Origin of the sequence: Halopseudomonas pelagia CL-AP6 (genome assembly GCF_000410875.1) — a bacterium.
GTDB lineage: Bacteria > Pseudomonadota > Gammaproteobacteria > Pseudomonadales > Pseudomonadaceae > Halopseudomonas > Halopseudomonas pelagia.
This window is the reverse complement of record NZ_AROI01000005.1, coordinates 19,308-45,111: the sequence shown is the minus strand read 5'-3', so window position 1 is coordinate 45,111 and position 25,804 is coordinate 19,308. Positions and strand designations below refer to the sequence as shown.

The window sequence follows — 25,804 nt, the reverse complement described above, 5'->3', positions numbered from 1 at the left end:
CGGGTATGAACCTGACGACAAGCTGTTGGCATCCTTACAGTTATGTAATGCTTGAGCGGGATGGCTACCGTACCGACCCGGTAGCTAGCCATCTCCTTCTTTAAAGCTGCTTGATCGACGCAATGGTAGAGTTCATCCCTTTTGAAGTGAATTCAAACTCGATCTCATCACCTTCCTGAAGGTCCTCAAGCTGTTCGACAGTCGCCTTGAACCCCATGACCATGGCGGGCCATTGAAGCTCCGGTACGGGTCCGTGGGCGATGGTTACAGAGCCTTTATCCTGCTTGATCTTGCGCACGGTGCCGGTTGCCTTCGCGGTCTGCGCCGCAGTATTCGACTGCTCCATTTTCATGTTGTCCATGGGCATGCTCTGCTTCATGTCCATACCTTTCATCTCTTCGGCAAAGGCTGCCGGGGTCAGGGCTAGAGCGAGAACGAGTGTCAGTTTGGTTTTCATATTGAATCTCCAGGTCGTGGTTTGCCTTGCTTAATGGACCGGCGCCTCATCAGGAGATAAGCGGCCGGAAGTACAAATAGGGACAGAAGTGGTGCGGTAATCATGCCGCCGACCATTGGCGCGGCAATCCGGCTCATGATTTCACTACCGGTACCACTGCCGAGCAGGATTGGAAGTAGGCCAGCGATGATGACCGCGACAGTCATTGCCTTTGGTCTTACCCTCTGTACGGCACCTTCGCGGATCGCTTCAAGAAGTGCAGGTCTGTCCGCATGTCCTGCGTTCACGCGATCGCTCCAGGCATTGGTCAGGTATAGCAGCATGATGACGCCAAACTCGGCTGACACCCCCGCCAGTGCGATGAAGCCCACGCCCGTAGCCACTGACAGATTGAAATCCAGCAGGTACAGGAACCAGACACCGCCAGTCAAAGCGAATGGAAGTGTCGCCATGATCAGCAGGGCTTCGCTGAAGCGATTGAAGATGAGGTACAGCAGCACGAATATGATGAGCAGCGTAGCCGGCACAACCATCTTCAATTTCGCATTGGCGCGCTCCATGAACTCGAACTGGCCGGAATAGCTTATGCTCATGCCTGAGTCCAAGGGCACTTCGTTGCCGATTCTGGTACGCAGGTCCTCCACCACTGCAGCCATGTCGCGATCACGTACGTCTATGTAGACCCAGCCAGTGAGACGGGCGTTTTCGCTTTTGAGCATCGGAGGGCCATCGGTCACCTTGATCTGCGCAACCGTTCCGAGAGTGATCTGACTTCCCTCCGGCGTGTAGATCGGCAGGTTGCGCAAGTCGGTCAATGAATCACGCCATTCGCGCGGATAGCGCAGACTGATGGGGTAGCGAGCCAGACCCTCTACCGTTTCGCCAATGTTGGCACCCCCGACCGCACCCGCCACAATGGACTGCACATCGGAAATATTCAGTCCATAACGTGCAGCCGCGCTGCGGTCAATATCGACATCGATATAGCGTCCACCGGTGAGTCGCTCGGCGACAGCCGAACTAACCCCGGGAACCGTCTTGGCGATGCGCTCGACCGCCTGGCTGGTCTTGTCAATCTGCACCAGGTCCGAACCGTATATCTTGACCCCGATCGGACTCTTGATACCTGTAGCCAGCATATCGATGCGGTTGCGAATAGGCGGTATCCACAGGTTGGCCAACCCAGGCACCTGCACAGCCTTGTCGAGTTCCTCCACCAGTTTCTCAGGCGTCATTCCGGGACGCCATTGATCCTTGGGCTTGAACTGGATGGTCGTTTCAAACATGGTCAGCGGGGCCGGGTCGGTCGCGGTGTCAGCCCGACCCGCCTTACCGAATACGCGCTTTACTTCAGGCACGCTTTTGATCATGCGGTCGGTCTGCTGCAACAGCTCCGATGCTTTCTGAACCGACAGGCCGGGCAATGCAGTTGGCATATACAGCAGGTCTCCTTCGTCCAGCGGCGGCAAGAATTCACCACCCAGCCGGGAGATCGGCCAGAGTGCGGTCAGAAAAATAGCGAATGCGACCACGATGGTTGTCTTAGGCCAGCGCAGTACTGCTTCGAGAGCTGGCTGATATATCCAGATGAGCCCACGATTGATTGGGTTGCGATGCTCGTCGGGAATTTTACCGCGGATCCAGTACCCCATCAGCACCGGAACCAGGGTGACCGACAACCCTGCGGCTGCCGCCATGGCATAGGTCTTGGTGAAGGCGAGCGGGCCGAATAGCCGTCCTTCCTGGGCTTCCAGTGTGAAAACCGGAATAAACGACAAAGTGATAATGAGTAGACTGAAGAAAAGAGCTGGACCGACCTCGACCGCTGCATTGGTGATGACTTTCCAGTGTTCGGCGCCCTTCAGTTTCTTGTCGAGGTTTTTCTTGTGCCAGGCTTCTATGTGCTTATGGGCGTTCTCGATCATCACAATCGCCGCGTCCACCATGGCTCCGATCGCGATCGCGATCCCCCCTAGAGACATGATGTTGGCGTTAACGCCCTGGCGCTGCATGATGATGAACGCGATGAGAATTCCGATGGGCAGAGAGACAATCGCGACCAGCGATGAACGCAGATGCCAGAGGAACAAGACGCAGACCAGTGCAACAATAGCGAACTCCTCAAGCAGCTTGAAACTGAGGTTGGCCACTGCGCTGTCAATCAGTGTGCTGCGGTCATAGGTTGTCACCACCTCGACCCCATCAGGCAAACTTTTCTGCAAGTCTTCAAGTTTGGCTTTCACCGCGGTGATGGTATCGCGGGCATTTTTCCCGCTACGTAGGATCACTACGCCACCCACCACCTCGCCCTCGCCGTCCAGTTCGGCAATCCCCCGACGCATCTCCGGGCCTAGTTGAATATGCGCGACATCGCCAAGCGTTATCGGCGTGCCGGTAGCGCCAAGGCTTAGCGGAATGTTGCGAAAGTCCTTCAGTGAGGAAAGATAGCCGGAGGCGCGAACCATAAATTCGGTTTCGGCGAGTTCCAGCACGCTTCCACCGGTTTCCTGGTTGGCCTCTTCAACTGCCTCCCTGACTTGCTGCTGAGTGATTTGCTGGCTGGCCATCCGTACCGGATCTAACACCACCTGATATTGCTTGACCATACCGCCAATGGGCGCGACCTCTGCAACGTTGGGGAGGGTTTTGAGCTCGTAACGCAGGAACCAATCCTGTAACGACCTCAGTTGAGCAAGGTCGTGTTGACCAGTGCGATCCACCAGAGCGTACTGATAGATCCAGCCTACACCGGTGGCGTCAGGGCCCAGCGATGGTGCAGCGCCTTCGGGAAGGCGGCTCTGCACCTGGCTTAGGTATTCGAGCACCCGCGAACGCGCCCAGTACAAGTCTGTGCCATCCTCGAAGAGAACATACACATAGCTATCGCCGAAAAATGAATATCCCCGAACGGTCTTTGCCCCGGGAACCGACAACATGGTCGTTGCCAGCGGATAGGTCACTTGATTTTCAACAATCTGGGGAGCTTGTCCGGCATAAGGTGTGCGGACGATGACCTGAACGTCTGACAGGTCGGGCAGCGCATCAATAGGTGTGTTCTGGATCGACCATATGCCCCAGGCAACGGAAAATAACGTCGCCAGCAACACAAGAAACCGGTTGGTTACTGACCATCGAATGATCTTGGCAATCATGGCTGGTCTCCGAGTTGCTCGATCCGTTCGATAACAAGGCCTTCATCGGTTTCGCTGACGCCGACCCGGACCCGGGTACCTTCTTGCAGTCCTTCCAGCAGGGCGGTATCTGCGACTGAAAATGCCATCGTCATACCCGGCATGTTCAACGTTTTGAACGGACCATGGGACAAGTTGACCATGTCGTCCTCCAGTCCCACGATGGTGCCCTCGGCCTCGTGTAGGGCTGAGCTGGTAGTGCCCGGAGCTTGCTCTGGCCCGACGGTCAATCCGCGCAGACTGGCTTCGGAATCGAGCAAAAACTGTCCGGACGCAACAACGCGCTGCCCCTCATAAAGGCCGGAGATCACTTCCGTCTTGAAATCGGTTTCCCGGCCAGTCATGACCTCTACCGGTCTGAACTTGCCATCATCCTCAGCGAGCATAACCAGGGTTCGCCGACCTGTTCTGATCAGTGCTTCGGTGGGGACCACCAGAGCTTCAGCTTCATCGCGGCTCAGCGTGACGTCGGCGGTCATGCCGGGGCGCAGGAGCTGGTCGGGATTGGGCAGCACGACCCGGACCCGAACAGTCCGGCTGTCCAGATTGGCCTCGGGCAAGATCGCCGCGACAACGCCTTCCAGGCTTTTGCCTGGGAAGGCAGGCAGCCTGGCCTCAACCTTTTGTCCCATCGTCAGGTTACTCGCTTGAGCTTCAGGAACTGCAACATCCAGCCAGACCTTATCCAGACCATTGATGCGAGCAAGAGATGCTCCCGCAGGCAGCGTCATTCCTTCTCGGACATCAAGCGAGCGCAGTACACCGCCGATGGGGCTTGTGATGGTCCAGCTAATGCTGGCCTTGCCGCTACGCTCCAGCGCTGCAATATGCTCTGAGGGCATCCCGGCAAGACGCAGGCGCTGACGCGCTGCAGCAAGCAGTTGCGGCTCGCCCATGCCGCGCAATGCCAGATACTCCTCCTGGGCGGCCAGCCATTCAGGGAACAGAAGGTCGGCCAGCGGAGCATTTTCAGCAATCACGTCTTCCGGTGCGAGGTCGTATATCTTCTCGACAAAGCCAGCGCTGCGGGCCTGCACAACGGCTACATCACGCTCATTGTAGGCCAGGGTGCCTACTGCTTCGACGATCTGGCTAATAGATTCCCGAGTGACCGGGGTGACCCGCATACCCAGATTTTGGGTCACTGAGGGGTCGATGAGCATAGAAGCACTATCGCCACCCTCCTCGGCATAACGAGGCACTAGATCCATGTCCATGAATGGCGATGGACCTGGCGCGTCAAAGCGTTGCTGTGGGTACATGGGATCGTACCAATAAAGCACTTCTTTCTCGCTCTGCTCGGCAGACTGAGCCTGAGCGCTACTAGCAATAACACTGATCCCGGCTACTGTGCCCGTAATGAACATGGGCAGGCTAATCAACAGCGCTAATCGCTTGATCCGAAATATCATGGCTGGGTATCTCCAAAAGAAAAATGTAGGCGGGCGTTGAGCATCGCGCGCTCTCCGGCGAGCTCGACGCGGCGCAGGCGCAGGTCAATAAATTCCTGCCGCGCAGCGATCACTGTGGTGAGTTCGCCGCTGCCTGACCGGTAGTCGGCCATAGCCAGACGGACCTTCTCTTCAGCGAGCGGGAGCAGTGTCATTTCGACTCGCGCAAGCGCTTGCTCGAGTCGTTGCATTTCAGCAAGCTCGGTAGCAAGCTCCTGGTTATGCATACGCAGCATGGCTTGCCGTTCGGCTTCAATTTCTGCCAGGCGTGCGCGCTCAGCGGATATTTTCGGATCCTGTCTGGAACCCGCAAACACTGGCAGATCGAAGCTGACGTTGAAGCTGACCATGTCGCCGAATTCACTGCGGCGCTTATAATCCAGCCCCCACGCCCAGTCAGGTCTCTTCTCAGAGATTGCTTCGGCAATCTTCGCTTCAGCACGGTCAAGCATGGGATCGAAAGCCAGCAGCTCAGGATGTCGGTGCAAGTTGTGTCGATAGTGGTCAAAGTCCGCCGGCCACGCAGGCCAACTGCCCTCAAGAGGCTGGCTTGCAGCCGCACCGATCCAACTACGCAGCTGCGCACGGGCAACTGCTTCATTGCGAACCAGTACATCCTGCTTTTCTGCTAGAAGAGCCGCTTCTTGCTTAGGCAGAACGCTGTCGCTGGACAGCCCTCGACCAGACGCAATCCGGGCCTTGACCGCTTGTGCCAGAAGACGATTCTCTGCGTACAACTCATCGAAAATGCCTAGCTTCTGCTCGGCCGATAGCGTCGCAATCCAGGCTTCAGCCGTGAATTGACGAACCTGCAGACGTTCTACCGTTCGCTCCACACGGGCCAGCTCCACCGAAGCTTCGGCAGTCCTTACGCGTGCTCTGCGCTTGGCTCGGTTGGGGACCTCTTGCATAACGCCGATCATTTGCGCGGTCATCCGTTCAGCGCCCAAGCGCAGACTGGAGTCACCTTCGATAGGAAGATTCTGTACGCCGACGCTCAAACGCGGGTCAGGCAACTCGCCAGCCGGCGTGACCAGGTTCTGGGCAGCTTGCAGGCTCGCGTTACGCGCAGCCAGGGATGGGGCTTGCTGTTCGGCAAGCTCAATCGCTTCTTCGAGCGTGAGTGCGGCCGACATGCCAGGCACTGCACCCAAGCCAATAATCAGGGCGGTCGCATACTTGCGCACCCGTTGAATTCGGTGATTCATATCTCGATTCCGTTGATGTTCTAGCGCATGCCATAGGCGTGCCTTGACCGCCTGTTCCTATCGATCAGGCGAAACTAGGTGACACAAGCAAAATCAGCGGCGTGGAGGATGCCAAACAATGTCAGGCGCTCGAAAAGGAGCCTGACCCGTTAGGAGCAAAGCGGGACGGGGGGGGAGCGTCGGTGATACGACCTTGTCGAGCGCGAGCTGGAGCAAACTACTGGTTTTACATTCTTGCCCATTTTCACAGACCGAGGTGAGCTCGTCTGGATCACAACACTCGCGCGAAGGAGTTGCCAGTTCGGGAGCCGCGACATCGGAAATTATGCTCGAGGGGCTCATGTCGTGATGGGTATCGAACGCCATGGCCTGCGCCGTCCCATTGATGGGAAGCGCGAGAAACATAAGCAAAGCGATCAATACTTTTCTGCACGTCATCATAGGCTCTGGCCATTGGGAAGCGAAGCGGGGTGCACCCGGTTCTACTCCCCTTTTCTCCCCTAGAAACTGAGACTGATGGTATCAGAGCTCGCTGACGCAAAACTGAACTGAAGATTACATTTTTGTCAGTCTCAAATTTCACAGTCATTCGATATGGGAACGCTGCAAGCGCAGCGCATTGAAGACAACCGATGCGGAACTTAAGCTCATCGCCAAAGCCGCAATCATTGGCGACAATAGCCAACCGGTGAAAGGATAAAGCACGCCTGCCGCGATTGGGATGCTTAGTCCGTTGTACAAAAACGCTAGTAGTAGATTCTGGCGCATGTTTCCTACCGTCTTGACCGACAAGGCGCGCGCTCGCAAAATCCCCATAAGGTCTCCTTTTACTAGCGTTACCTGTGCGCTGCTCATCGCCACGTCCGTCCCTGTCCCCATGGCTATACCGACGTCCGCTCTGGCTAGAGCAGGCGCGTCGTTGATGCCATCCCCGGCCATGGCCACAAATTGGCCTTCGTTCTGTGAGCGCGACGCAAGCTGCTCCTTGTCCTGAGGTTTGACTTCGCCATATACCTCGTCGATGCCCAAGTCCTCCGCGACTGCTTTCGCTGTAGTCAGTCCATCCCCGGTCGCCATGATTACTCTGATGCCCTCTTCATGTAGCCGAGACACTGCTTCCTTGGAGGTCGGCTTGATTGGGTCAGAGACCGCCAACACCCCGGCGAGCCGGTCATCGACTGCCAGGAACATAACGCTGCTGCCGCGTTGGCGGAGCGCTTCTGCTTTGCCCTTCAGCGGAGCGACGTCGATACCCGCCTCTTCCATCAAAGCGGTATTACCCAGCTGTAGCTGGCGACCCTCGACTTGACCGCGAACGCCGATGCCTGAACCTGATTCGAAGGTATCCGGCTTGGTTAGTACAATACCTTCAGACCGGGCATGGTCAACGATTGCGTGAGCCAGCGGGTGTTCGCTTCCCTGATCCAGGCTCGCTGCCAACCGAAGCACCTCCTCCGAATTGAACGACCCGAAGCCTTCAGAGGATTCGAAGACTGGACGACCTTCAGTCAGAGTCCCGGTCTTGTCTACGATCAAGGTTGTCACCTTTTTGAAGTTCTCGATCGCGGCCGCATCCCGGAACAACACTCCGCTGCCAGCAGCTTTGCCGGTAGCAACCATGATAGACATGGGTGTGGCCAATCCCAGAGCGCAAGGGCAAGCGATAATCAGCACCGCGACAGCATTGATCAAGCCATATACCCATCCAGGCTCAGGACCGAGAAAGCCCCAGACGAAAAATGTCGTAATAGCGATTCCCACCACGACCATTACGAAGTAACCAGCGACCACGTCGGCCATCCGCTGCATAGGGGCTTTGGAGCGCTGCGCATTGGCAACCATCTGCACGATCTGCGACAGCATCGTATCTGAGCCAACGCGGGTTGCCTCGATGACCAGGGCGCCATGCGTGTTCAGCGTGGCTCCAATAGCGTTGTCCTCCGGCCTTTTGGTGACAGGTACCGGTTCTCCTGTGAGCATCGACTCGTCGACGGCGCTTTCCCCTTCTGCGACGAGGCCATCCACAGGGACTTTCTCACCGGGGCGAACCCTTAGCCGATCCCCCTCTTGCACCTGCTCCAGCGGAACATCTTCTTCGCTTCCGTTTTCGTTGATGCGTCTCGCCGTTTTTGGCGAAAGGCCCAGCAGGGCTTTGATGGCCGAAGAAGTCTTCGACCGCGCCCTGAGCTCCATCATCTGACCCAAGAGAGTCAGCGAGATGATCACTGCAGCCGCTTCGTAATACACACCGATACGTCCGCCAACGCTGAAAGATGCAGGGAACAGCTCGGGTAGCACCGTAGCGACCATACTGTAGAGGTACGCCGCGCCGGTCCCAAAACCGATAAGCGTCCACATATTGGGGCTGCGCTGGCGTACCGAAGCTAGACCGCGGACGAAGAAAGGTAAACCGCCCCACAATACGACGGGGGAGGCCAAAGCAAGCTCAACCCAATTCTGAGATTGCCCATGGAACAGGCCGAATCCATGACCAAACATGGCCAGGCCGGTCACTAGGACCGTGAATGGAAGGGTCCGCCAAAATCGTCGCCGAAAGTCCTCATACTCCGGATCTGTTTCATTGTCCAAATCAGGCAACACCGGTTCCAGGGCCATCCCACAGATAGGGCAACTTCCTGGCCCCATCTGTCGAACCTCCGGATGCATGGGGCAGATGTACTCTGAGTTGGTGTTGCCTTCCTTACCCGAAGGCGAGGCCGAGGGCTGGGACAACAGATATTTCGCTGGCTCTTTTTTAAAGCGAGTCTGGCACCCTTGGCTGCAGAAATAGTAGCTTTTGCCTTGATGTTCTGTATGGAACGGGCTATCTGGCGTAACCACCATCCCGCAAACAGGGTCGTTCAGCTCCCGGCGTGGTTCGTCAGCTTTCGAGTGCGACGGACAGTCTGAGGATGGCGGCATGTTCATTCCTCCATTTGCGTTTCGAGTCGGTACGGACGAGTCATTAGCGAAACCAAGCTTCCGGCTTCTCAAGCGCACCGGAGGTTAGCGGGAGTCGTCAGACCGCAACATTCAAGTGATTGGACCGCCTTTATGACATTTGTATCACTTCCAAACAATTACAATTCTGCAAGCAATAGCCGAACGTTTGCCTTCCAGCACTCAGCAATCTGGCCGGGTGACAGGCAATTTGCGTCCGCGAAGGTTAGGCATCTAGCAAGTCGAAAACGCGATGCACAGCCGCCATCGGTTCAAGCGTAGATACAATCCGAACTTCTTCATAACTGTTGGAACACGGTCCAACACCAGGTCTGCTTGCAACCGAAGCAAACAACCCGTCCGTGCGGCGCTACCAGCCAATGGCCCGACCGTGCTACACGCCAGCCATACCCTGCGCTGTGGCTTTGCCATCTGCGCCAACGCAAATGGTGGGCGCATCAAGTTGTTGATGAGCCAGGTCGGCTGGAAAGACGTCAGGTGGGCGATGGGCCACGTCGACTCTCGTTCCATTTGGCGGATCGGCTGCAAAGCCCTTCCTCTCTATCTTGGATGCAGGCTCTAGAATAACCTCCCGCATAACCCTTGGAAGTCCACTGGGGAAAGTCCGCGAGCTACGCGTCTCTGTTAGCAAAGGCGAGTGTGACTCTCATCAGGTTAGTTAGGCTTTCAATGCCAGAATTCGACGTGCACCGTTGAGTACAATGATGCCAACGACCGCACCAATTACCAAATCTGGATAGGAAGAGCCTGTCCACGCAACCAGAGCTCCTGCGGCGATAACGCCAATATTCGCTAGTACATCATTGGCCGAAAAAATCCAACTCGCTTTCATGTGTGCACCGCCTTCGCGATGGCCATATATCATCAAGAGACAGATGGCGTTTGCTACGAGTGCAACTAAGCCGATCCCCATCATAAGCAACGACTCGGGTTCGCTGCCGTAGATGAAACGTCTAGCCACCTCCACCAGTACCCCCAGAGCCAACACGATCTGAAACAAACCCGCCAGGTGCGCAGCGCGAACCTGCAGCCGCGCAGCCCGACCGACCGCAAAGAGAGCAAGGCCATAGACGGCAGCATCAGCAAACATGTCCAGGGAGTCGGCGATTAGACCCGTCGAATGAGCAATCAAGCCTGTACCCATCTCGACGATAAACATCCCGGCATTGATACCGAGCAGGATTTTGAGCACACCAGCCTCCTTTGAAGCAGCCTCCTTTTCACTGGCGCTATTGGCCGAAGCTGCGTCCTGACTGACCGGTTGAGTACCGAGCAACGTTGCCCCTAAACCAAGTGATTCCAGCTTGGTCGCGATATGATCAACAGGACCGTCGTGGAAAGCGCGTACCTGTCTGGTGCTCAGATCAAACTCCAACGAATTGAGTTCAGGAAAGCCATTGAGAGCAAGCCGAATCATTCGCTCTTCTGAAGGGCAATCCATCTTGGGTACAGAGAAACTACTGACCCAAGTTCCTTCATTCGAAGGCGCGGCTGCCGTTTCAGTGGTTACCGGGTCAGGGCCACAGTCACAGGATTTATCACAAGAAGTCATAATTCGCCTCTCCTATAGGTCGTTATTACATCGATTTAAGACCATGTAGTAGCTATAGGGTCAAGGCCGGATACAATGACTTTTTACCAAGGAGCAGACCATGCGCATCGGCCAACTTGCACACCAGGCAGGAGTGGACATTCAGACGATTCGCTTTTATGAACGTCGGGGACTGCTTCCACCACCTAATCGCCAGGACAATGGCTATCGAATCTATAAAGCACACCATGCGGACAAACTGCTGTTCATTCGCCGATGCCGCTCTTTTGGAATGTCACTGGAAGAAATTGGGGTTTTGCAAAGCTATCAGGAACAGCCGCAGCAACCCTGCGTTGCGGTCAATGAGCTCCTTGATAGACATATCACCCAGGTAAGGGCTCAGATCGCATCCTTACAGGCTCTCGAAAACCAGCTGGTGACATTGCGAGGCTGCTGCGATAACGGACGACAAAGCCTGGACTGCGGGATACTTTCGGGGCTGCTGGGGGACGACAAACCTCTTTCGTAATTCCGACATGAAGCCATTTTTTGCGTCGTCTCAATCCATAGCGCTTGACCCTATAGCGGCTATAGGGTGTTCACTTGGGCATATACTGCGTAAGTGAGATCCAGATGAATACAGCTCTCGGCATTGCCATTGATGAGGCGTTCTGCGAGGCCCGGAAAGCACTTAATGAAGAGGCGCCAACCGAGGCTTTCTCCTGGCTGGAGCGAGCCCACATATTGAGCCAGCGAATGCCTATTCTTCATGCTCAGAGCCATTGGCTGATGCTGAGGGCCGGCTGGCAGTTGCGCGACTTTCGGGAGGTGCTCAGCCAAGTACCGCGAATCATGGCGGCCCTGCTGTTCTCGAAGATCTGGGTGCCGTTCGGAAACAGCGAACGCGCGAGGGTTAGTGCTTTTGCGCCGATGCCCCTTTCACCTGAGCTGCAGCGACTTCTTCAAGAAGAAACGCGATGAGCTCGCCTCCGAGAAGGTCATCTTTTGTTGCTCCCTGGTTCTTGTGGATGCTATCGCTGACCATTGCCTCGGCCGACCAAGCGTTGAAAAGCGCAATTACGGGCTCGCTCCCGGTCGGCACCGTAATCCCTCTTACCTCGTTCTTTAATCTGGTTCATTTCTGGAATACCGGTGCAGCGTTCAGTTTCCTGGCAGACTCAAGTGGTTGGCAGCGTTACTTCTTCGTCGTCATAGCTTTGGTCGTTTCGATAGTGCTGGCTCTGATACTTCGTAAACCCCGACCCAACAATGAAGCCCTAGGCTATAGCCTTATCTTGGGCGGGGCAGTTGGAAATCTGATTGATCGCGCACTTCGAGGACATGTAATCGACTACCTGGATTTTTATTGGCAGTCCTGGCATTGGCCTGCGTTTAACCTGGCAGATATTGCTATTGTCGGTGGCGCCGCCATGTTGATCCTGAGCAGTTTGCTAAGCCCAAATGCGGAAGCCGGCAGAGTCAAAAAATGAAAGGCTCACCGTCAACGGATACGGTACGCTGGGCAGGCAAGGCCTAGATAGGGCACGGCATCGTTATCTTTTTCATGGCCGTGCCGGCCATCAGGAGTGATACCACCATCAGGCGCATCAGAGTTCTGCGGGCCTCGATTCAGCTGGATCGGTTAAAACCCCGTTGGGCATACAAACAGGGGCAGCCATCTGCATCGCCGCAGGCCTTAAACACCACGTCAGTGCTGGTGTCGAGCATTTTCTGTCTGGCTGGTTGCCCTATCCGATGATAGTCACCACTATAAACCGAAGACGCAAGGTAACCATGGTTGCCCCGGCGGGCCTGGTGCGGTTTTCGGGTAAAAGGTCAACGTTATGTCAGCTCTGCGTCATGCCTTAAATTGATGCGATAATCGTTACCATTTGCTGACGCTTGCCAGCAGCTCAAGAAACGGCGTTTATAATGAGAAGAGATATGGGCACAAGAAAAATGTGCTGTTTAAGGATGCGAGTGGCCAATGGCAGCGACAGATCGGGCTTCGACCAGGAAGCGTCGGAAGGGGCTGAGAATACCTAAGTGATGGATCAAATTCCCTCTTTACACGTCGGCGGTCAGATCTTAATGGCGACAGTGGCGGGTTTGCTGCTCAACCTGACGCCTTGCGTTTTGCCTGCAATTCCCATTAAGGTCCGGATCATTTTGCGAGAGGCAGGCAGCCAACGATCGCACCGCGTGTTGGCCGCATTAGCGTTCATCGCAGGAACACTCGCGTTCTTCCTGACGTTGGGCGGGCTGACCGCACTTCTGCAGTGGAGTTGGGGCACTTTGTTTCAGTCTACGGGGTTCGTCGGTGCTCTTGTCGCGTTGTTGGTCGGGTTTGCTGTGATCACCTTGATAGATGTACCCATCCCGATTCCGGCATTCGCCGCCTCTACCTATGGTCGGCGCTATTTTGAACCGTTCTTATCGGGGTTATTGAGTGCTGTTTTGGCCGCGCCTTGCGCGGGCCCTTTCCTAGGCGGAGTCTTAGCCTTTGCCGTTACTCAGCCGGCGCCGGTAATTATGGGGATATTCGGCAGTATCGGCCTCGGACTGTCGTTCCCCTACGCAGTATTAATGCTCAAACCCGATTGGCTGAGCCGGTTACCCAAGGCGGGACCCTGGAGCCTGGCCGTTCGAGAAGTACTCGCGTTGGTCTTGCTGGCCGCAGCCGTCTTTTTCACCGCGAGCCTGGTGCCCAAAGCGGTTTATCCCTGGCTATGGTGGTCTTGGCTGGCACTAGTGCTGGCTTGGGGTGCCCGCCGGTTCGTGCAAGGTGGTTGTACCGTTCGGGTGATCGCCACAACGGCGGCAGGTCTTGCCCTTGCGATGACTGTTGAATTCTCATCCCCCCCGGGCAGCAGCGGAAACGAAGTCGTTTGGCAACCTTACTCCGCAAAACTACTGGCGGAGACAAAAGCCCGAAATACACCATATTTGCTGGAGTTCACCGCCGATTGGTGCATCAACTGCAAGATACTTGAGCGCACGGTCTATAAGGAGGCCGCGGTGGCCGATGCTGTGCGGCGCGCCGAAATGGTGCCAATACAAGTTGACGTGACAGTAAGCAACCCTGAAAAAGACGCGCTATTAACTGCTACCGGCGGGCAGGCCTTACCCTTCGCGGTGGTTGTTGACCGCAACGGCACCGTTATCGCGCGTTTCACGGGGCTTTTTGACACAGACAGCTTGGTCGCCGCTATAAGTCGCACCAAAAGCCCATAACCTTAAATACTGGAGGCCGATCATGATTATTCGACGCGAAGGAGTACTGGCTGGAGTGGTGGTATTTGTGATTGCGATCGCTGCGTTCGTGATGACCGACAGAAACGGAAACAATCTTCATGCTGCCCAAACTGAACATGCCGAGCCTGAAGTCCCGATCCCGATCCCGATCCCGACCCGGACAGGGTTGGCAAATTCCGCTGGTAAAATCCGTGTCACTGTTGCGAAAGGAGCGGCAGCAATGGTGGGGAGGAAGGGTGATTTCGTTGTGACACTGAATATTGAGCCGGGCTGGCATGTGAACGCAAACCCGGCCTCGTCGGACTTCCTGATTCCCACTGTCGTAAGCTCTTCGGTCAACGGCCAGGCGCTCGAAATTCCGACGCAGTACCCACGAGGCCGGGTTAGTGACGTTGTGCTGGCTGACATCCCCCTTGTGGTGTATGACGATGGTGCAATTATCCGGCTGCGACCAGACGAAAAACACACCGCTGTGCTGGAAAAAGTAGGCAGGCTCGAAATGATTGTACGGGTGCAAGCCTGCAGTGATGAGGGTGTTTGTCTAGCACCGACCGATCTGCCCGTTGCGCTGAACCTGGACGATATCACGCGACAATAAGCAAGACGACCCTCGGTAACGACTCAGTTTGGGAATCGCTGCGAACAACTGATTCAGAGTATTTTCGATTGTTCTGCTTGCTCTGGGCAGTTCGATAACGTGCCCACCGTTCACATTTTGAGGCGGGCGAACCACAAAACGGGCAGCAACGCTCATCATGGTGTCGGCAACGCCTTTTCCTGGTCAGCGATGGTAAACCTGCGGTTTCCATGGCCCACTCTCCGGGATGCCAAATTTACGCATACTCCCAACAACGGACCTCGCTCAACTCTCCTAGTTCTTACACGCTAGCGGGCGCGAGTCTCCCATGAAAAGGGCCTTTCGATTACGGTGCGCATCGCCTCCAAACCTTGGACGCCACCTGGTCCGCATAAGCTCTTTTGCAGTCTCTTGGCCGCAGCGTTCTATCGACCGAATCGGTCAGGGTTGCTTTTGAGCCTTTTTCCTGCAAACCAGTTGCCACAGGTAGAACAACCCCTCCTCCCCCGATATAGAGTCTGCCCACTATGAGAGTGGTGACCGTCATGTATTTAACCGATGATACCTCCGAATTCGACGAAGTAGGAGCAAACCAAGTACGAGTGCGATCGCGCCGAGGATAGGCCAATCCTGCCAGCGCACATAAGGGGTAGCGCCAGTTCGGGGGGTCACTTTCGCACTGAGGCTAGCTACGCGGAACTGAGGAGCTCGTGCAAGGATCTCTCCCTCGTAGCTGACAGCTGCTGTGACACCCGTGTTAGTAGCTCGCAGTAGGTCACGTCCGGTTTCGATGGCACGCATGCGGACCATTTGGAAGTGCTGGAGAGGCCCGATTGAACGGCCGAACCAGGCATCGTTGCTGACATTTGCCAGCAGCTGTGCTTCGGGCAGAAGTTCCGTGACTTCTGAGCCAAAGACCGCCTCGTAGCAGATGAGCGCCCCTACAGCCACCCCTGCTATATTCAGTACATGTGCTTCTCGTCCCGGTGTGAAATCGGACATGGGCGTCCCGAGCACGTCGAGGGCGGAACCTAAAAACTCCCGAAACGGAACATACTCACCGAAGGGCACCAAGTGGCGTTTGTAGTAGAAGCCTGAGGGATCGGAGAGGCTTACCACAGCATTATAGGCGCGGCCATCCGTCTCACGGACCGGGACCCCAATCATTAATGAGGTGCCTGCTTGATCGGCTAAGGCCTCAAGCTCAGCAAGATATTTTTTGGCCTGGTCATGCCACATCGGGATTGCCGTTTCTGGCCAAAGCACCATATCGGCCCCGAGATGCCGCTTTGTAAGCGCCTGATAGCGCTCAAGTGTGATGACCTGGGAATCCGGGTCCCATTTCCTGTCTTGCGGAATGTTTCCTTGCAAGAGGGCAATACTAATAGGGTCGGCGGCTGGCTGCGTCCAATCCCGATCCAGAAGCTGCAAGCCGGCGAGAGTAACGATTAAAACGGCAGCTCCTACCGTCGCACGGCACAGGCTTAAGCCCAAAATAACCCACGCAAGCCCGCCAGCGAGTAAGGCCACCAGAAAGCTCACGCCAAGAACGCCAAAGACAGGAGCGATAATGGCAAGGGTGGTGTCGGTCTGGCTGTACCCAAGTAAAAGCCAAGGAAAGCCGGTTAAAAACCAGGTGCGCACCCATTCACTCAGGACCCATGCCGCTGGTAGCCCCAACCAAAGCGCCGTCGCATCCATCTCGAGTTGCAGACGGCGTACGAGATACACAACGCCCCATGGGAAGAGAGCTAACAGCGAGACTAGGGCCGCTGTGGCGGTAACTGCTACCACGATCCCATTGCCGTACTGGCTGATGCTGATGTAGACCCAGGAGACACCAACTCCGAAGTAACCAAGACCAAATAGGTAAGCCGACCATAGCGCCTGACGTCTTGAAGGTTGCGAGACCAGGACAAATAGTGCGGCGAGAGCAATCACTGCAATCCATGCCCAACCCACAGGAGCAAATGCAAGCGGCATGGTGCCTCCGGCTAGCAAAGCCATCACCCTTTTTAGAAACGTGTTGCAGCGCATTCCCCAGGTTAGGTCGGAGGTTAGTGCACACTTATCATCCAATGCTCTCGCCTCCAAAGCCAAGATCAAGCCTGTAGCGCATGTCTTCTTGCTCCGCTCAACTCAGGCCCATCAACCCATTGCAGGATTCCGTGCGAGTAAACTGACATCGACTCCTCCAGATGATTGTGTACGCGCAACAACACATTGCTACCTACTCATAACTCAACGACCGGACCCGGAAATGAATCGGTGGTGATTGTGATGGCCCGCCGTGGAGATATCAATGAATTGCCGCCGAATATAGAAGACCCATCACTAGGTCACGCGCACGCCGCTCGGGCTGCGCCTCGCGGCGAGGGCAGTGCCAATGGAATTACCGATGCGCGTACAATTCGGTAACCGCGGCCCAATCCGAGAAGCCTAGACTGACCAAGGCCTGAAGAATCCGCCGTTATTCCTCTCGAATTTGCCTTCGGTCATCAGAACACCCTGGACGGTCTGAATACCAAGCGAATACAAGCTATCATCAGAAAGTTCGTTAAAGTCTACAATATTTGTGTGAAATGGCGCTTATTGAAATGCTGAGCGAAGCATTATATTTCGGCTACTCACCAAGGGGCGCGGCATTTTCAGCCTCTTGTATGTGGGTGATACTTCAATGATATTTTGTTTAAACCCGCGAGACCGGTTTTTTCGGTCGGCCAGGACGCAAACGCTATATAATAAGCAGACCAGGTTGCCGGCGGGTACGATTATCAGAATGCCGTGCCAGCCTGGATATCCGGCGCGCTGTCAGATGCGCCAGATCGAAAAAATACACCGCCCTGGCTAGCGTCCAGAGCACGTGCTCCGTCCACAGCTTTCCGTCCTATATTGCTGCATCATGTAGCTACTCTCCTCTATTTTTGCCAGAACATCATTGCTTATCGGGTTCTACTCCATGACTGCAAACAATTTCTCAAGCGCACCGGACGTTAGCGGGAATCGTTAGACCGCAACATTCAGCTGATTGGACCGCCTTTATTACATTTGTATCACTTCCAAACAATTACAATTCTGCAAGCAATAGCCGAACGTTTGCCTTCCAGCACTCCGCAATCTGGCCGGGTCACAGGCAGTTTGCGTCCGCGAAGGTCAGGCTCCTTGCAAGTCGAAAACGCGGTGCATAGCCGCCATCGGTTCAAGCGTAGATACAACCCGAACCTCTTCAGACCTGTTAGAACACAGTCCGACGACAGGTCTGCCTGCAACCGAAGCAAACAACCCGTCCATGCGGCGCTACCGACCGACGGCATGGCCGTCTAGGAGCTCAATCAGCAATCAATCCAACGGAATGGGCTATCAAACCGGTAGCCAGCTCGGCGACAAACATAGATGCATTAATCCTAGCAACACGCCGAGCGCACATGTTTTTCGGCGCCTGAATAAGCTGAGTCCTCGGTGGCCCGACTATCTTCACAAGCCGCATCTCGATTTTTCTCAGAGATGCTCTTAGTCTGAGGGCAAAGGTTCGTTCGTGATAGCGTCGTCCGAGCCGTTGTGCAAAGTCGTTGAATGACCATCCACCAGATTAAAAGCCAAGCTGCAGATTTCGTCGAAGCTGCTCAGAGCAAGACGTATCAATCGCTCCACCGAGGGGCAATCGAGCTTAAGCACGTCATAGATACTGATCGACCTGCCGGTCGATGAAGAGCTATTCGGGTGAGGAGTCACTTACCCGTTACCGCAGCCGCCCGCGTCCCCACAAGCTTTATACATTCACACCTCCGGACCATCAAACCCAAAAGTAGTAGTAGGAACTCTCTACCGGACAGAGGGTCAAGAAAGGTCCTAGAGCATGCTTGGAACTAGCACCTACCTTGCTTCGAGGTTGATATGAGTGACATATGGTCAGTGATAGGTCTCGCACTACTACCTGCTATTGGAAACCTGACTGGTGGCCTGGTAGCCGAATTCACGCGTACGCCAGGCAGGCGGCTGAACAAAGCACTGCATGCGGCATCCGGCATCCGGCATCGTTCTGGCAGTCGTTTCTGTCGAGTTGATGCCGGAGGTATTGGCCGTACTGTCGGGCTGGACGGTCGGAATTGCGTTTGGCGTCGGTGGTAGTGCTTATATTGTGATCGAAAGTTTGGTCGACAAGATCCAGCAATCGCAGGGCGGAGCGCGCGCGAAAAACCGCGGCATGTGGATGATCTATATCGCCGTGTCTATTGATCTCTTCAGTGACGGGCTTTTGATCGGGGCCGGTTCTGCAGTGGCGATGTCGATGGCGGTAGTTCTTGCGCTGGGGCAAGTGCTGGCGGACTTTCCTGAAGGTTACGCCACAATGGCGAACATGAAAGACAAGGGTATCCCTCGGCTACAGCGGATGGCGCTTTCCACGTTCTTTTTCGTTCCGGTGCTGGGCGCTGCCATCCTCGCTTATTATGGTCTGCGAGGCCAGAGTGAAACGCTCAAGATGATCGCGCTAACTGTCACCGCAGGTCTGTTAACCGTAGCGGCAGTCGAGGACATGTTGAGTGAAGGTCACGATGCCAACGCGGATACCAAAGGTTCGATCGTTGCGTTCACGGGTGGTTTCGTCGTGTTCACTTTCGTTTCGGCAGGGCTGGGGAGTATCAGCAGCAACGGCTGAAATCACTCATTTGCGCCAAGCCACACGCAAGGGGGTCTTCACGTAGAAAATGTGTTTGATGTTGGGGTGGATAGAATGGCTCCACTCAGGAACTTCGATTGTCGCGCTTTGTGCTCCTCAATATATTGGCCAGGTCTTCTGGAACATGCATCGGCTCAAACGGGCTTACGCTGGCTCGGCCTGTATTGCCGAGGGGCACCCAGATTCGCGAAAACACCAGCGCAGCGGCAGCACGAGTCAATTGTCCGAATATCTCGCGGGCATCACGTGTGCGCCAGCCAAGCCGCAGCATACGTATATGCGTTGCGGCGTGCGCGAACGCGAACTTCTGGCTCAGGATATGTGCACGTTCGAGGTGGCTGAACGCCGTGGCGAAGTCGGACTGATGCGCGGCGTCCGTAGCTGCAGCCAGCTCTGCTTGATAGAACGTCCTTAGCTCATTATTCACCGCCCTACCCTCCTTCTGTTAAGTCGACTCGCATTCTCGTCTGGGTGCAAAGCTATCACGCAGGCTCTCCGACTTTTGACGATCTAGTTTTGCGCCTTCGGCAACGATTCCTCAACAAGCTGCAGTAGGGGTTCAGGCCCGAACTGGGTCAGTTGGCGGCCATTCACGAAGAAAGTGGGCGTACCACGAATTCCTACGGCTTCTACGTCCTGCATGTCTTTCTCAAGGATGCCGTCTATCCTCGCCGACTGCATGTCCTCGCGAGCTTTAGCTATATCAAGGCCGGCTGCTTCGGCGGCCTCCCAGGCTTTGGTCACCTGCGGGTCGTCATGCCAATCGGGCTGTGCTTCCAACACTGCTTCAAGTACCGGCTCGTAAATATCCTGCAGGCGAGCAGCCTCCAGGAGCCTGGAAACTTCCTCGGAGCCTTGGTGAAACAGTGTATATCGCAAGACCAGGCGCACCTGGTCCGGGTACTTGGCCATAATCTGTTTGACGATGGGGTAGAAGGCGCGGCAAGCCTCGCAGGAGGGGTCGAAAAACTCGACGATGGTCACGGGCGCATCGGCAGGTCCAAAGGTGGGCGAGTGGAAGCGAACCAATGCCTGCTGGTTCTCCACGGCCCCGGTGGTGGCATCAGACGTTTCGACAGCGGGGGCAGTTTGTTGCGGCGGCTGAGGCTGTGGCTTGAATAAGACCGCGGCCCCGAACCCTGCGATAAGAAGGATACATACGGCGACGACGATGGAACGACGATTCATTAGCGAGTTCTCCGACGAATAAGCAAAAGCATAACGATGATGGCAGCGAAGATGCCCAACGCGAGGAATGGAAGCGGTAACCCGCCGAAAATGGTCATTCCGGCGCCCGAGCAGGATGGGCCCGTGGCCGTGCAGGGCTGAATGGGCTGGGGAATCAGCCCTACATAAAGCAGCGAGTGCGCCAAAGCGAATAGCGCACCGAGCGCCGCAAGCGGCAAGGCATAGCGCCAGACTTTGAAGTCCGAGTGGAAGCAGGCTATTGCCAGAATCACCGTCAACGGAAACATGAAGGCGCGCTGAAACCAACACAGTGAATCGCCCCCGGTATCCTAGACACCCGTCAGGCTCTGGTAGTGACGCTTTTCGTACTCGACCGGTGACAGGTCACCACTCGTGCCGTGTCGGCGCCTTGGGTTGTAAAACATCTCAATATAATTGAACACATCGCGCCTTGCAGCCTCACGTGTCGGATAGATCTGCCGCTTAATGCGCTCCCGTTTGAGCAACTGAAAGAAGCTTTCGGCGACTGCATTATCATGGCAGTTACCGCGACGACTCATGCTGCCCACCAGATGATTCGCTTTCAGAAAGCTCTGCCAATCACCGCTACTGAATTGACTACCTTGATCCGAATGGACCATTACGGACCCTGACGGTTTACGGCGCCATACTGCCGCTAACAGAGCGTCCAGCGCCAAATCCGAAGTCATGCGCGGCTTCATCGACCAGCCAACGACCTGGCGAGAGAACAGGTCGATAACCACGGACAAATACAGCCAGCCTTCGTAGGTGCGGATGTAAGTTATATCTGTCACCCAGGCAACATTGGGCGCCGACACTTCAAACTGACGATCTAGGTGGTTCGGTGAGACAACAGCAGGTTTACCGCTGTAGTAGCCTCGACGGCGCCGATAGCCGGTCTGAGACCGCAGTCCTTCGCCGCGCATTAGCCGGGCTACCCGGTGCTTACCGCAGGTCTCGCCAGCTTCACGAAGATCCAGATGAATTTTGCGATAGCCATACACGCCGCCGCTTTCAAGCCATGAGTGTTTTATCTGGCCCAACAGGCGCTGATCTTCCCGAGCACGGTTAGATAACTTGTTGCGACACCAGGCATAGTAACCACTGGGGTGCACTGTCATCATCTTGCACAGGCGGCGCACGGGATATTTGTCCACTTGGCTCTGAATAAACGCGTACCTCAGTCGGACTCTCTGGCGAAGTACGCGGTGGCCTTTTTTAATATATCGCGCTCTTCTGATACGCGTTTGAGCTCGGCCTTCAATCGCCGGTTCTCAGCCTGGAGATCGTCATCCTGCTGTCGCTGGGCGGGGGGCTTATCGTAGCGCTTGAGCCATTGATACAGGCTGTGTGCCGACACGCCTAATCGAGCGGCGACCTCGGCAACGGAATGGCCTCTATCTGCCACCTGCTTGACGGCTTCGATTTTGAATTCTTCGGTGTAGCGTGGGTTGCTCATTGGACCTCCTGGGTGCCTCGATTATAAGGCCTGGAGGTGTCTACGAAACTAGGGGCGATTCACAGAACGCAAGGCGCCTGACCAAGAACCTCGCCGATGTATATAGCTGACAGCGAAGACACCGCTGCCAGCAGCCAGGCTGCGAACAATAACAACCAGGGAGCAACTCGGTTAGCCGTCATCGGGAATCTGCTCCGCGTTCACTGAAGCAACTGCTCTGCGACGAAGAGCAACAGCTATCGACAGGTCTATCGGAATCATCGCTGGCTGGGGTAGCGGCAGCTTCGGAATCACCCGCGCGCCACTCCACAAGCCCTTCGCGGATGACCTGCCAGGCGGATTGCAGAAATAGCAGGGCGATGGCGACACCGACGATAACGTCTGGCCAGAGAGTACCGGTAACGGCGACCATTCCGGCGGCAAGAATCACACTGCTGTTGGCGATCAGGTCATTTCTGGAACAGAGCCAGGTCGAGCGCATATTCAGGTCGTCAGCTCGATGGCTGTAGAGCATCGCGAAACAGACGCCGTTTGCCAGCAGGGCAAGAGTACCCACTATGCCCATCAAGTCCGCGGCGGGCACTTCCTGAAGCACCAGCTTGCGTATTGCATCGGCAATCACCACCACACCGAACAACAGCATGAAGCCGCCCTTGAACAGCGCAGCGCCGGCACGGGCGCGGCGACTCTTGTCCAGCACGAAGAGCGTCAGCGCATATACCGCGGCATCGCCGAACATATCCAGCGAATCACCGAGTAGTGCCGTTGAGCTTGCGATCCAGCCTGCAGTGAACTCGACACAAAACATCACCGCATTGATGGCCAGCACCACATACAGCACGCGGCTCTGGCTGGCTCTCAGTTGCGCCAGTTCCCCGGCCTTGTTCTCACAGCAGCTATCCATGACAGCCCCCACTAAACGCGAAAGCAGGAATACTAAGGGTTATATTGCAGTGGTCAACTGATTCCGGACAGTGGATAAAGTTTTTCCTCTGCCTTGGCAGGTGCTAGACCATCATTGAATTGATAAGGATAATTGTTCCATCCATTACGTCTAAATTCAGTTCGTCACCTGGTCCAACACCCTTTTTTGCGAGCCCCCCCTGGGGGCAGCTCCACAACCCGACCCCCGCTGCCATCTCCGGCGACCTCACAAATTGCTTTTCCAGCGGTCGCAATGGCCAACAAAGCTAGCCTCTAGTTCGATCGTAAATGATGGACTGGATAGGCTTGTTCACTGATCGTCCGCTAGTTCACTACGAGCCCTTCGAGCGCGGCTTTGGTGTCACATCCGGCATGGATCGCCTCAGCGAACCTAGCCATAGCTGCCCCTGCATTTTGGTCATGCAACGCGCGCTCCATGAACGACGCTGCCAATGATTCAAGCTCGTCGTCCCGCTCTATGCCCGATTGAGGGTTCAACAGAGCAAGTCTCTGAAAAACCTGCCTACCATCGGTTTTTTCATCGATCTCGAAGAGATTCGAAAAGGCTTTCCCAAGAGAGCCTGCAAGATGACCATCTGGACGATTCCAGCTTCTGCTGATGCCATTTTCATGAGCTACCGTCTCGATCTGTTCTCGGATCTTTCTAGGGATTGTCGCGGCAGCTTTAGTGCGGTTGGAGAACCTGTGATTTGCGTAGCTTGCCGCGGCCCTTACCACAACCCAAACCACAAACCACAGTTGTGAAACGCTGTAGGTGTGAAGCCCTTGCCTGACTACCCCTCTGATTTTCTCGAGGTCTTCAGATTCGAGTATGAGACGATAGGTTTCGCATTGGTCTAGTAAATAACGAACAACGTCGTTTTCGGCATAATCAAGCCAGAGTTCGAACAAAGCATTCGCGTTGGTGAACTCACGCTCTGCGATGGTTCTGATGGCTTTTTCGCTGCGGCCAAACTTTTCATCGGCCACCAGGAAAAACTCTGCCTGGTTCCGGCGAATCATGAGCTCACCAGCTTCTAGAAAATAAGTTCCTGGCCTAGACGTGCAGGGCGAATCCAGGAGAATTTTGTCCTCGCGCAGCCGCCTGAAGAAACAGCCGGAACCATATGGAGCGAGCGCATCGCACTCAGTCTCCTTGAAGGTACCATTGGCAAGACGTGATCCTATAAGAACATCGATTGCCAGCAGCAAAACGCAGACGTCATCTGGCAGTGACTCATATGAAATAGTCCGGGAAGCCATCTCATGACTGCGCTTTTCCAGCATGCACTGAAGCTCCGCCTCTTCGGCTTGTCTCATCCGCAGCTCATCTTGTTTGATACTCTCGGTACACGCTGCGCAAGGACGGCTAGAAAGCTGAAACGCCTTTCTCGGCTCATGACGCTTGGTTACCAAGACGGCTCCGCTGCAAAGGCAGCATCGCTGATTCTCATCATAAGCGAGGCACCACTGGCGCACATGGCTACTCACAAAGCTTGATTGGATCAGTTTGCGGAACGGAACCAGGTCACTTACTTTCTCGATGTAAGCGCCCTCACCGTCCATAGCCCAGTACCGCTTCGCTAGCTCGATCTCCTGAGGGTCCTGGGTCAAAAATTCTAGCCTAACTGCCATTCCTGATTCCTTCTACTATCGATACGTCTGCCAGATATCTAGATGCATCTTGAACCAAAACTCTCGGCACCTTGGACATCCAAGCGGAGCGCATCCGAAAGCCAATTTAATAGTTACTTCGTGATCATCCACTAACTCTCTTAAGCACATCGCTATCGAGCATCTTTTTGTTATGTGGCTTAATGTTGTCACGCACCGCCCTCAAGTCAGCTACCGGTGCTGGCTCGATCTTTATCGCCTTTGGGTTTCCTTGCCGCTTGTCACCATAACGCCTAACTGAGTTGGTAGACTGGTGACCCATTATGTATGCGATTGTCTTTAAATCTAACGATGAGGCTTTCAAGTTCGCACCGACCTGATGCCGTATTGAATACATGCTTGGAATAATTTTCTTTCGCGGCCAAATTTTTTGGCCTTCGATTCGGATTCGATGTCTGATGGCATCAATTGTCCAAGTATTTATTCGAAGAATTTCTATGCATGTTGCTACTATCCCTCTCACAGTTTCATCGGTGATAGTCAACAGCCTGTCAGCACCCCGCGTCCCATTAGTCTTTTTTGCACCGCGAATGAAGAGTAGATTTCCATCAAGGTGCATATCACGAAGCTCTGCGGGTCTGGCACCCGTCTTGCTTATCAGACAGACAGCGGCAAAGGCGGGCAGGAAGTCAGCTTCCCCAAGATGTTTAGCCAGGGCGACGAGGTCGTCGTCAGCGAATGATTTAGCCCTCTTTGGCTTTGCTTTTTTGATTAGCGTGCTACCGCGCTCAGTGACAGGGTTCACTACCGCCTTGATTTTTGTAGCCGCTTTAATATGCCCCTTGTTCTCCAGATCGAAAGCGATGGCATTTTTCAACCTTCTGAAATATGAGGGCTGAAAATTTACAGCGGTAGATACCAGAGCTTGCTTGATACTTGAAACACTCAAAGCAGCACCGTCCATATGGTGTCTGTAAAAGTGTGCTGCAATCGCAATATATTGCTTTTTTGTTTGATCGTTCATAACGCACCGATTTCTTATTATTATGGCGCTCAGCCGGTATGGATATAATGAGCATCTGTACGGTGCAGAACAAGTTTACAGCCAGCCAACCTCGGTTATATAAATCGGTTAGCCATGCATAGCATAGAAAAACATCATGTTTTTGATGGCAAAATATTAGCCGCTTCGCGAAGGTGCATTGAGGATATTCGCCCAGAAACTGAAGACCTCTCACCTACGTTCGAAGTCTTGCTCGTTTTCTGGGCGAATATCCTCAACGCCCCCA

At 55.0% G+C, this 25,804-nt stretch carries 19 protein-coding genes and 2 pseudogenes; 6 read left to right on the top strand and 15 right to left on the bottom strand.

Annotated features, from left to right (window positions below; genetic code table 11):
- Positions 1-100: 100 nt before the first annotated feature.
- The 6 genes from K787_RS0103880 to K787_RS0103855 form a co-directional block, all read right to left on the bottom strand.
- Positions 101-457 (bottom strand): copper-binding protein, encoded by a 357-nt coding sequence (locus tag K787_RS0103880; RefSeq protein ID WP_022961480.1) that lies wholly within the window; start codon positions 455-457, stop codon positions 101-103.
- Complete coding sequence (locus K787_RS0103875; RefSeq protein WP_022961479.1) at positions 454-3,609, bottom strand: efflux RND transporter permease subunit; 3,156 nt, start codon at positions 3,607-3,609, stop codon at positions 454-456. Before K787_RS0103875 ends, K787_RS0103880 begins: the two co-directional genes overlap by 4 nt.
- Entirely contained in the window at positions 3,606-5,060 is a 1,455-nt protein-coding gene (locus tag K787_RS0103870) for an efflux RND transporter periplasmic adaptor subunit (protein WP_022961478.1), read from the bottom strand. The genes K787_RS0103875 and K787_RS0103870 overlap by 4 nt, the downstream gene beginning before the upstream one ends.
- Positions 5,057-6,307, bottom strand: a complete 1,251-nt coding sequence (locus K787_RS0103865) for a TolC family protein (RefSeq protein WP_022961477.1) — start codon at positions 6,305-6,307, stop codon at positions 5,057-5,059. Before K787_RS0103865 ends, K787_RS0103870 begins: the two co-directional genes overlap by 4 nt.
- Positions 6,308-6,892: 585 nt before the next feature.
- Complete coding sequence (locus K787_RS0103860) at positions 6,893-9,229, bottom strand: heavy metal translocating P-type ATPase (RefSeq protein WP_084671928.1); 2,337 nt, start codon at positions 9,227-9,229, stop codon at positions 6,893-6,895.
- Between the two features lie 697 nt (positions 9,230-9,926).
- Complete coding sequence (locus K787_RS0103855) at positions 9,927-10,820, bottom strand: cation efflux transmembrane domain-containing protein (RefSeq protein ID WP_084671927.1); 894 nt, start codon at positions 10,818-10,820, stop codon at positions 9,927-9,929.
- A gap of 100 nt (positions 10,821-10,920) precedes the next feature.
- On the opposite strand from K787_RS0103855, the gene cadR reads away from it, so the two are divergent.
- From cadR to K787_RS0103830, 5 genes are all read left to right on the top strand, one after another.
- Positions 10,921-11,328 (top strand): Cd(II)/Pb(II)-responsive transcriptional regulator, encoded by a 408-nt coding sequence (gene cadR / locus K787_RS0103850; RefSeq protein ID WP_022961474.1) that lies wholly within the window; start codon positions 10,921-10,923, stop codon positions 11,326-11,328.
- Positions 11,329-11,432: 104 nt separating this feature from the next.
- Entirely contained in the window at positions 11,433-11,780 is a 348-nt protein-coding gene (locus K787_RS0103845) for a DUF3703 domain-containing protein (RefSeq protein WP_022961473.1), read from the top strand.
- The gene (gene lspA, locus K787_RS0103840; protein WP_028614562.1) at positions 11,777-12,289 is read left to right on the top strand and encodes a signal peptidase II; all 513 of its coding nucleotides are present in this window, start codon (positions 11,777-11,779) and stop codon (positions 12,287-12,289) included. Before K787_RS0103845 ends, lspA begins: the two co-directional genes overlap by 4 nt.
- A gap of 559 nt (positions 12,290-12,848) precedes the next feature.
- Complete coding sequence (locus K787_RS0103835; protein WP_028614561.1) at positions 12,849-14,033, top strand: protein-disulfide reductase DsbD family protein; 1,185 nt, start codon at positions 12,849-12,851, stop codon at positions 14,031-14,033.
- 22 nt (positions 14,034-14,055) lie between these two features.
- Complete coding sequence (locus tag K787_RS0103830) at positions 14,056-14,652, top strand: protein-disulfide reductase DsbD domain-containing protein (RefSeq protein WP_022961471.1); 597 nt, start codon at positions 14,056-14,058, stop codon at positions 14,650-14,652.
- Between the two features lie 522 nt (positions 14,653-15,174).
- On the opposite strand, the gene lnt is transcribed toward K787_RS0103830, so the two are convergent.
- Positions 15,175-16,614, bottom strand: a complete 1,440-nt coding sequence (lnt, locus tag K787_RS0103825; RefSeq protein ID WP_022961470.1) for an apolipoprotein N-acyltransferase — start codon at positions 16,612-16,614, stop codon at positions 15,175-15,177.
- 2,029 nt (positions 16,615-18,643) lie between these two features.
- Here lnt and K787_RS22080 point away from each other — a divergent pair.
- Positions 18,644-19,288, top strand: a complete 645-nt coding sequence (locus K787_RS22080; protein ID WP_235801897.1) for a ZIP family metal transporter — start codon at positions 18,644-18,646, stop codon at positions 19,286-19,288.
- A gap of 85 nt (positions 19,289-19,373) precedes the next feature.
- Here K787_RS22080 and K787_RS0103815 read toward each other — a convergent pair whose 3' ends face one another.
- The 8 genes and pseudogenes from K787_RS0103815 to K787_RS22070 all read right to left on the bottom strand — a co-directional run bounded on the left by K787_RS0103815 (position 19,374) and on the right by K787_RS22070 (position 25,539).
- Positions 19,374-19,736: a DUF3703 domain-containing protein gene (locus K787_RS0103815; RefSeq protein WP_022961469.1), complete on the bottom strand. Its 363-nt coding sequence runs from the start codon at positions 19,734-19,736 to the stop codon at positions 19,374-19,376.
- A gap of 83 nt (positions 19,737-19,819) precedes the next feature.
- A complete protein-coding gene (locus K787_RS0103810) occupies positions 19,820-20,497 on the bottom strand; it encodes a DsbA family protein (protein WP_022961468.1) in 678 nt (225 codons plus the stop codon).
- Positions 20,497-20,808: pseudogene (locus K787_RS25445) on the bottom strand (disulfide oxidoreductase); the annotation flags it as partial. The gene K787_RS0103810 and the pseudogene K787_RS25445, both read right to left, overlap by 1 nt.
- Before the next feature lie 18 nt (positions 20,809-20,826).
- A protein-coding gene (locus K787_RS0103800; protein ID WP_152486783.1) for an IS3 family transposase occupies positions 20,827-21,977 on the bottom strand; the annotation gives its coding sequence in 2 pieces (ribosomal slippage) (positions 20,827-21,734 and positions 21,734-21,977; 1,152 coding nt in all).
- A gap of 62 nt (positions 21,978-22,039) precedes the next feature.
- A pseudogene (locus K787_RS25815) lies at positions 22,040-22,159 on the bottom strand (disulfide bond formation protein B); the annotation flags it as partial.
- Complete coding sequence (locus K787_RS0103790; protein ID WP_022961464.1) at positions 22,156-22,881, bottom strand: cation efflux transmembrane domain-containing protein; 726 nt, start codon at positions 22,879-22,881, stop codon at positions 22,156-22,158. The gene K787_RS0103790 and the pseudogene K787_RS25815, both read right to left, overlap by 4 nt.
- Positions 22,882-23,225: 344 nt before the next feature.
- Complete coding sequence (locus tag K787_RS0103780) at positions 23,226-24,536, bottom strand: hypothetical protein (protein ID WP_022961462.1); 1,311 nt, start codon at positions 24,534-24,536, stop codon at positions 23,226-23,228.
- 124 nt (positions 24,537-24,660) lie between these two features.
- Positions 24,661-25,539 (bottom strand): tyrosine-type recombinase/integrase, encoded by an 879-nt coding sequence (locus K787_RS22070; RefSeq protein WP_022961461.1) that lies wholly within the window; start codon positions 25,537-25,539, stop codon positions 24,661-24,663.
- Positions 25,540-25,804: the final 265 nt, after the last annotated feature.

Excerpts from the sequence above, each read along its gene's own strand:
- K787_RS22080 (WP_235801897.1), top strand. The coding sequence starts at position 18,644 with ATGCGGCATCCGGCATCCGGCATCGTTCTGGCAGTCGTTTCTGTCGAG.
- lnt (WP_022961470.1), bottom strand. The coding sequence starts at position 16,614 with ATGCCGCTTGCATTTGCTCCTGTGGGTTGGGCATGGATTGCAGTGATT.
- K787_RS0103790 (WP_022961464.1), bottom strand. The coding sequence starts at position 22,881 with ATGGATAGCTGCTGTGAGAACAAGGCCGGGGAACTGGCGCAACTGAGA.
- K787_RS0103845 (WP_022961473.1), top strand. The coding sequence starts at position 11,433 with ATGAATACAGCTCTCGGCATTGCCATTGATGAGGCGTTCTGCGAGGCC.
- K787_RS0103870 (WP_022961478.1), bottom strand. The coding sequence starts at position 5,060 with ATGATATTTCGGATCAAGCGATTAGCGCTGTTGATTAGCCTGCCCATG.
- K787_RS0103875 (WP_022961479.1), bottom strand. The coding sequence starts at position 3,609 with ATGATTGCCAAGATCATTCGATGGTCAGTAACCAACCGGTTTCTTGTG.
- K787_RS0103880 (WP_022961480.1), bottom strand. The coding sequence starts at position 457 with ATGAAAACCAAACTGACACTCGTTCTCGCTCTAGCCCTGACCCCGGCA.
- K787_RS0103865 (WP_022961477.1), bottom strand. The coding sequence starts at position 6,307 with ATGAATCACCGAATTCAACGGGTGCGCAAGTATGCGACCGCCCTGATT.
- lspA (WP_028614562.1), top strand. The coding sequence starts at position 11,777 with ATGAGCTCGCCTCCGAGAAGGTCATCTTTTGTTGCTCCCTGGTTCTTG.
- K787_RS0103830 (WP_022961471.1), top strand. The coding sequence starts at position 14,056 with ATGATTATTCGACGCGAAGGAGTACTGGCTGGAGTGGTGGTATTTGTG.
- K787_RS22070 (WP_022961461.1), bottom strand. The coding sequence starts at position 25,539 with ATGAACGATCAAACAAAAAAGCAATATATTGCGATTGCAGCACACTTT.
- K787_RS0103835 (WP_028614561.1), top strand. The coding sequence starts at position 12,849 with ATGGATCAAATTCCCTCTTTACACGTCGGCGGTCAGATCTTAATGGCG.
- K787_RS0103855 (WP_084671927.1), bottom strand. The coding sequence starts at position 10,820 with ATGACTTCTTGTGATAAATCCTGTGACTGTGGCCCTGACCCGGTAACC.
- cadR (WP_022961474.1), top strand. The coding sequence starts at position 10,921 with ATGCGCATCGGCCAACTTGCACACCAGGCAGGAGTGGACATTCAGACG.
- K787_RS0103780 (WP_022961462.1), bottom strand. The coding sequence starts at position 24,536 with ATGGCAGTTAGGCTAGAATTTTTGACCCAGGACCCTCAGGAGATCGAG.
- K787_RS0103810 (WP_022961468.1), bottom strand. The coding sequence starts at position 20,497 with ATGAATCGTCGTTCCATCGTCGTCGCCGTATGTATCCTTCTTATCGCA.
- K787_RS0103860 (WP_084671928.1), bottom strand. The coding sequence starts at position 9,229 with ATGCCGCCATCCTCAGACTGTCCGTCGCACTCGAAAGCTGACGAACCA.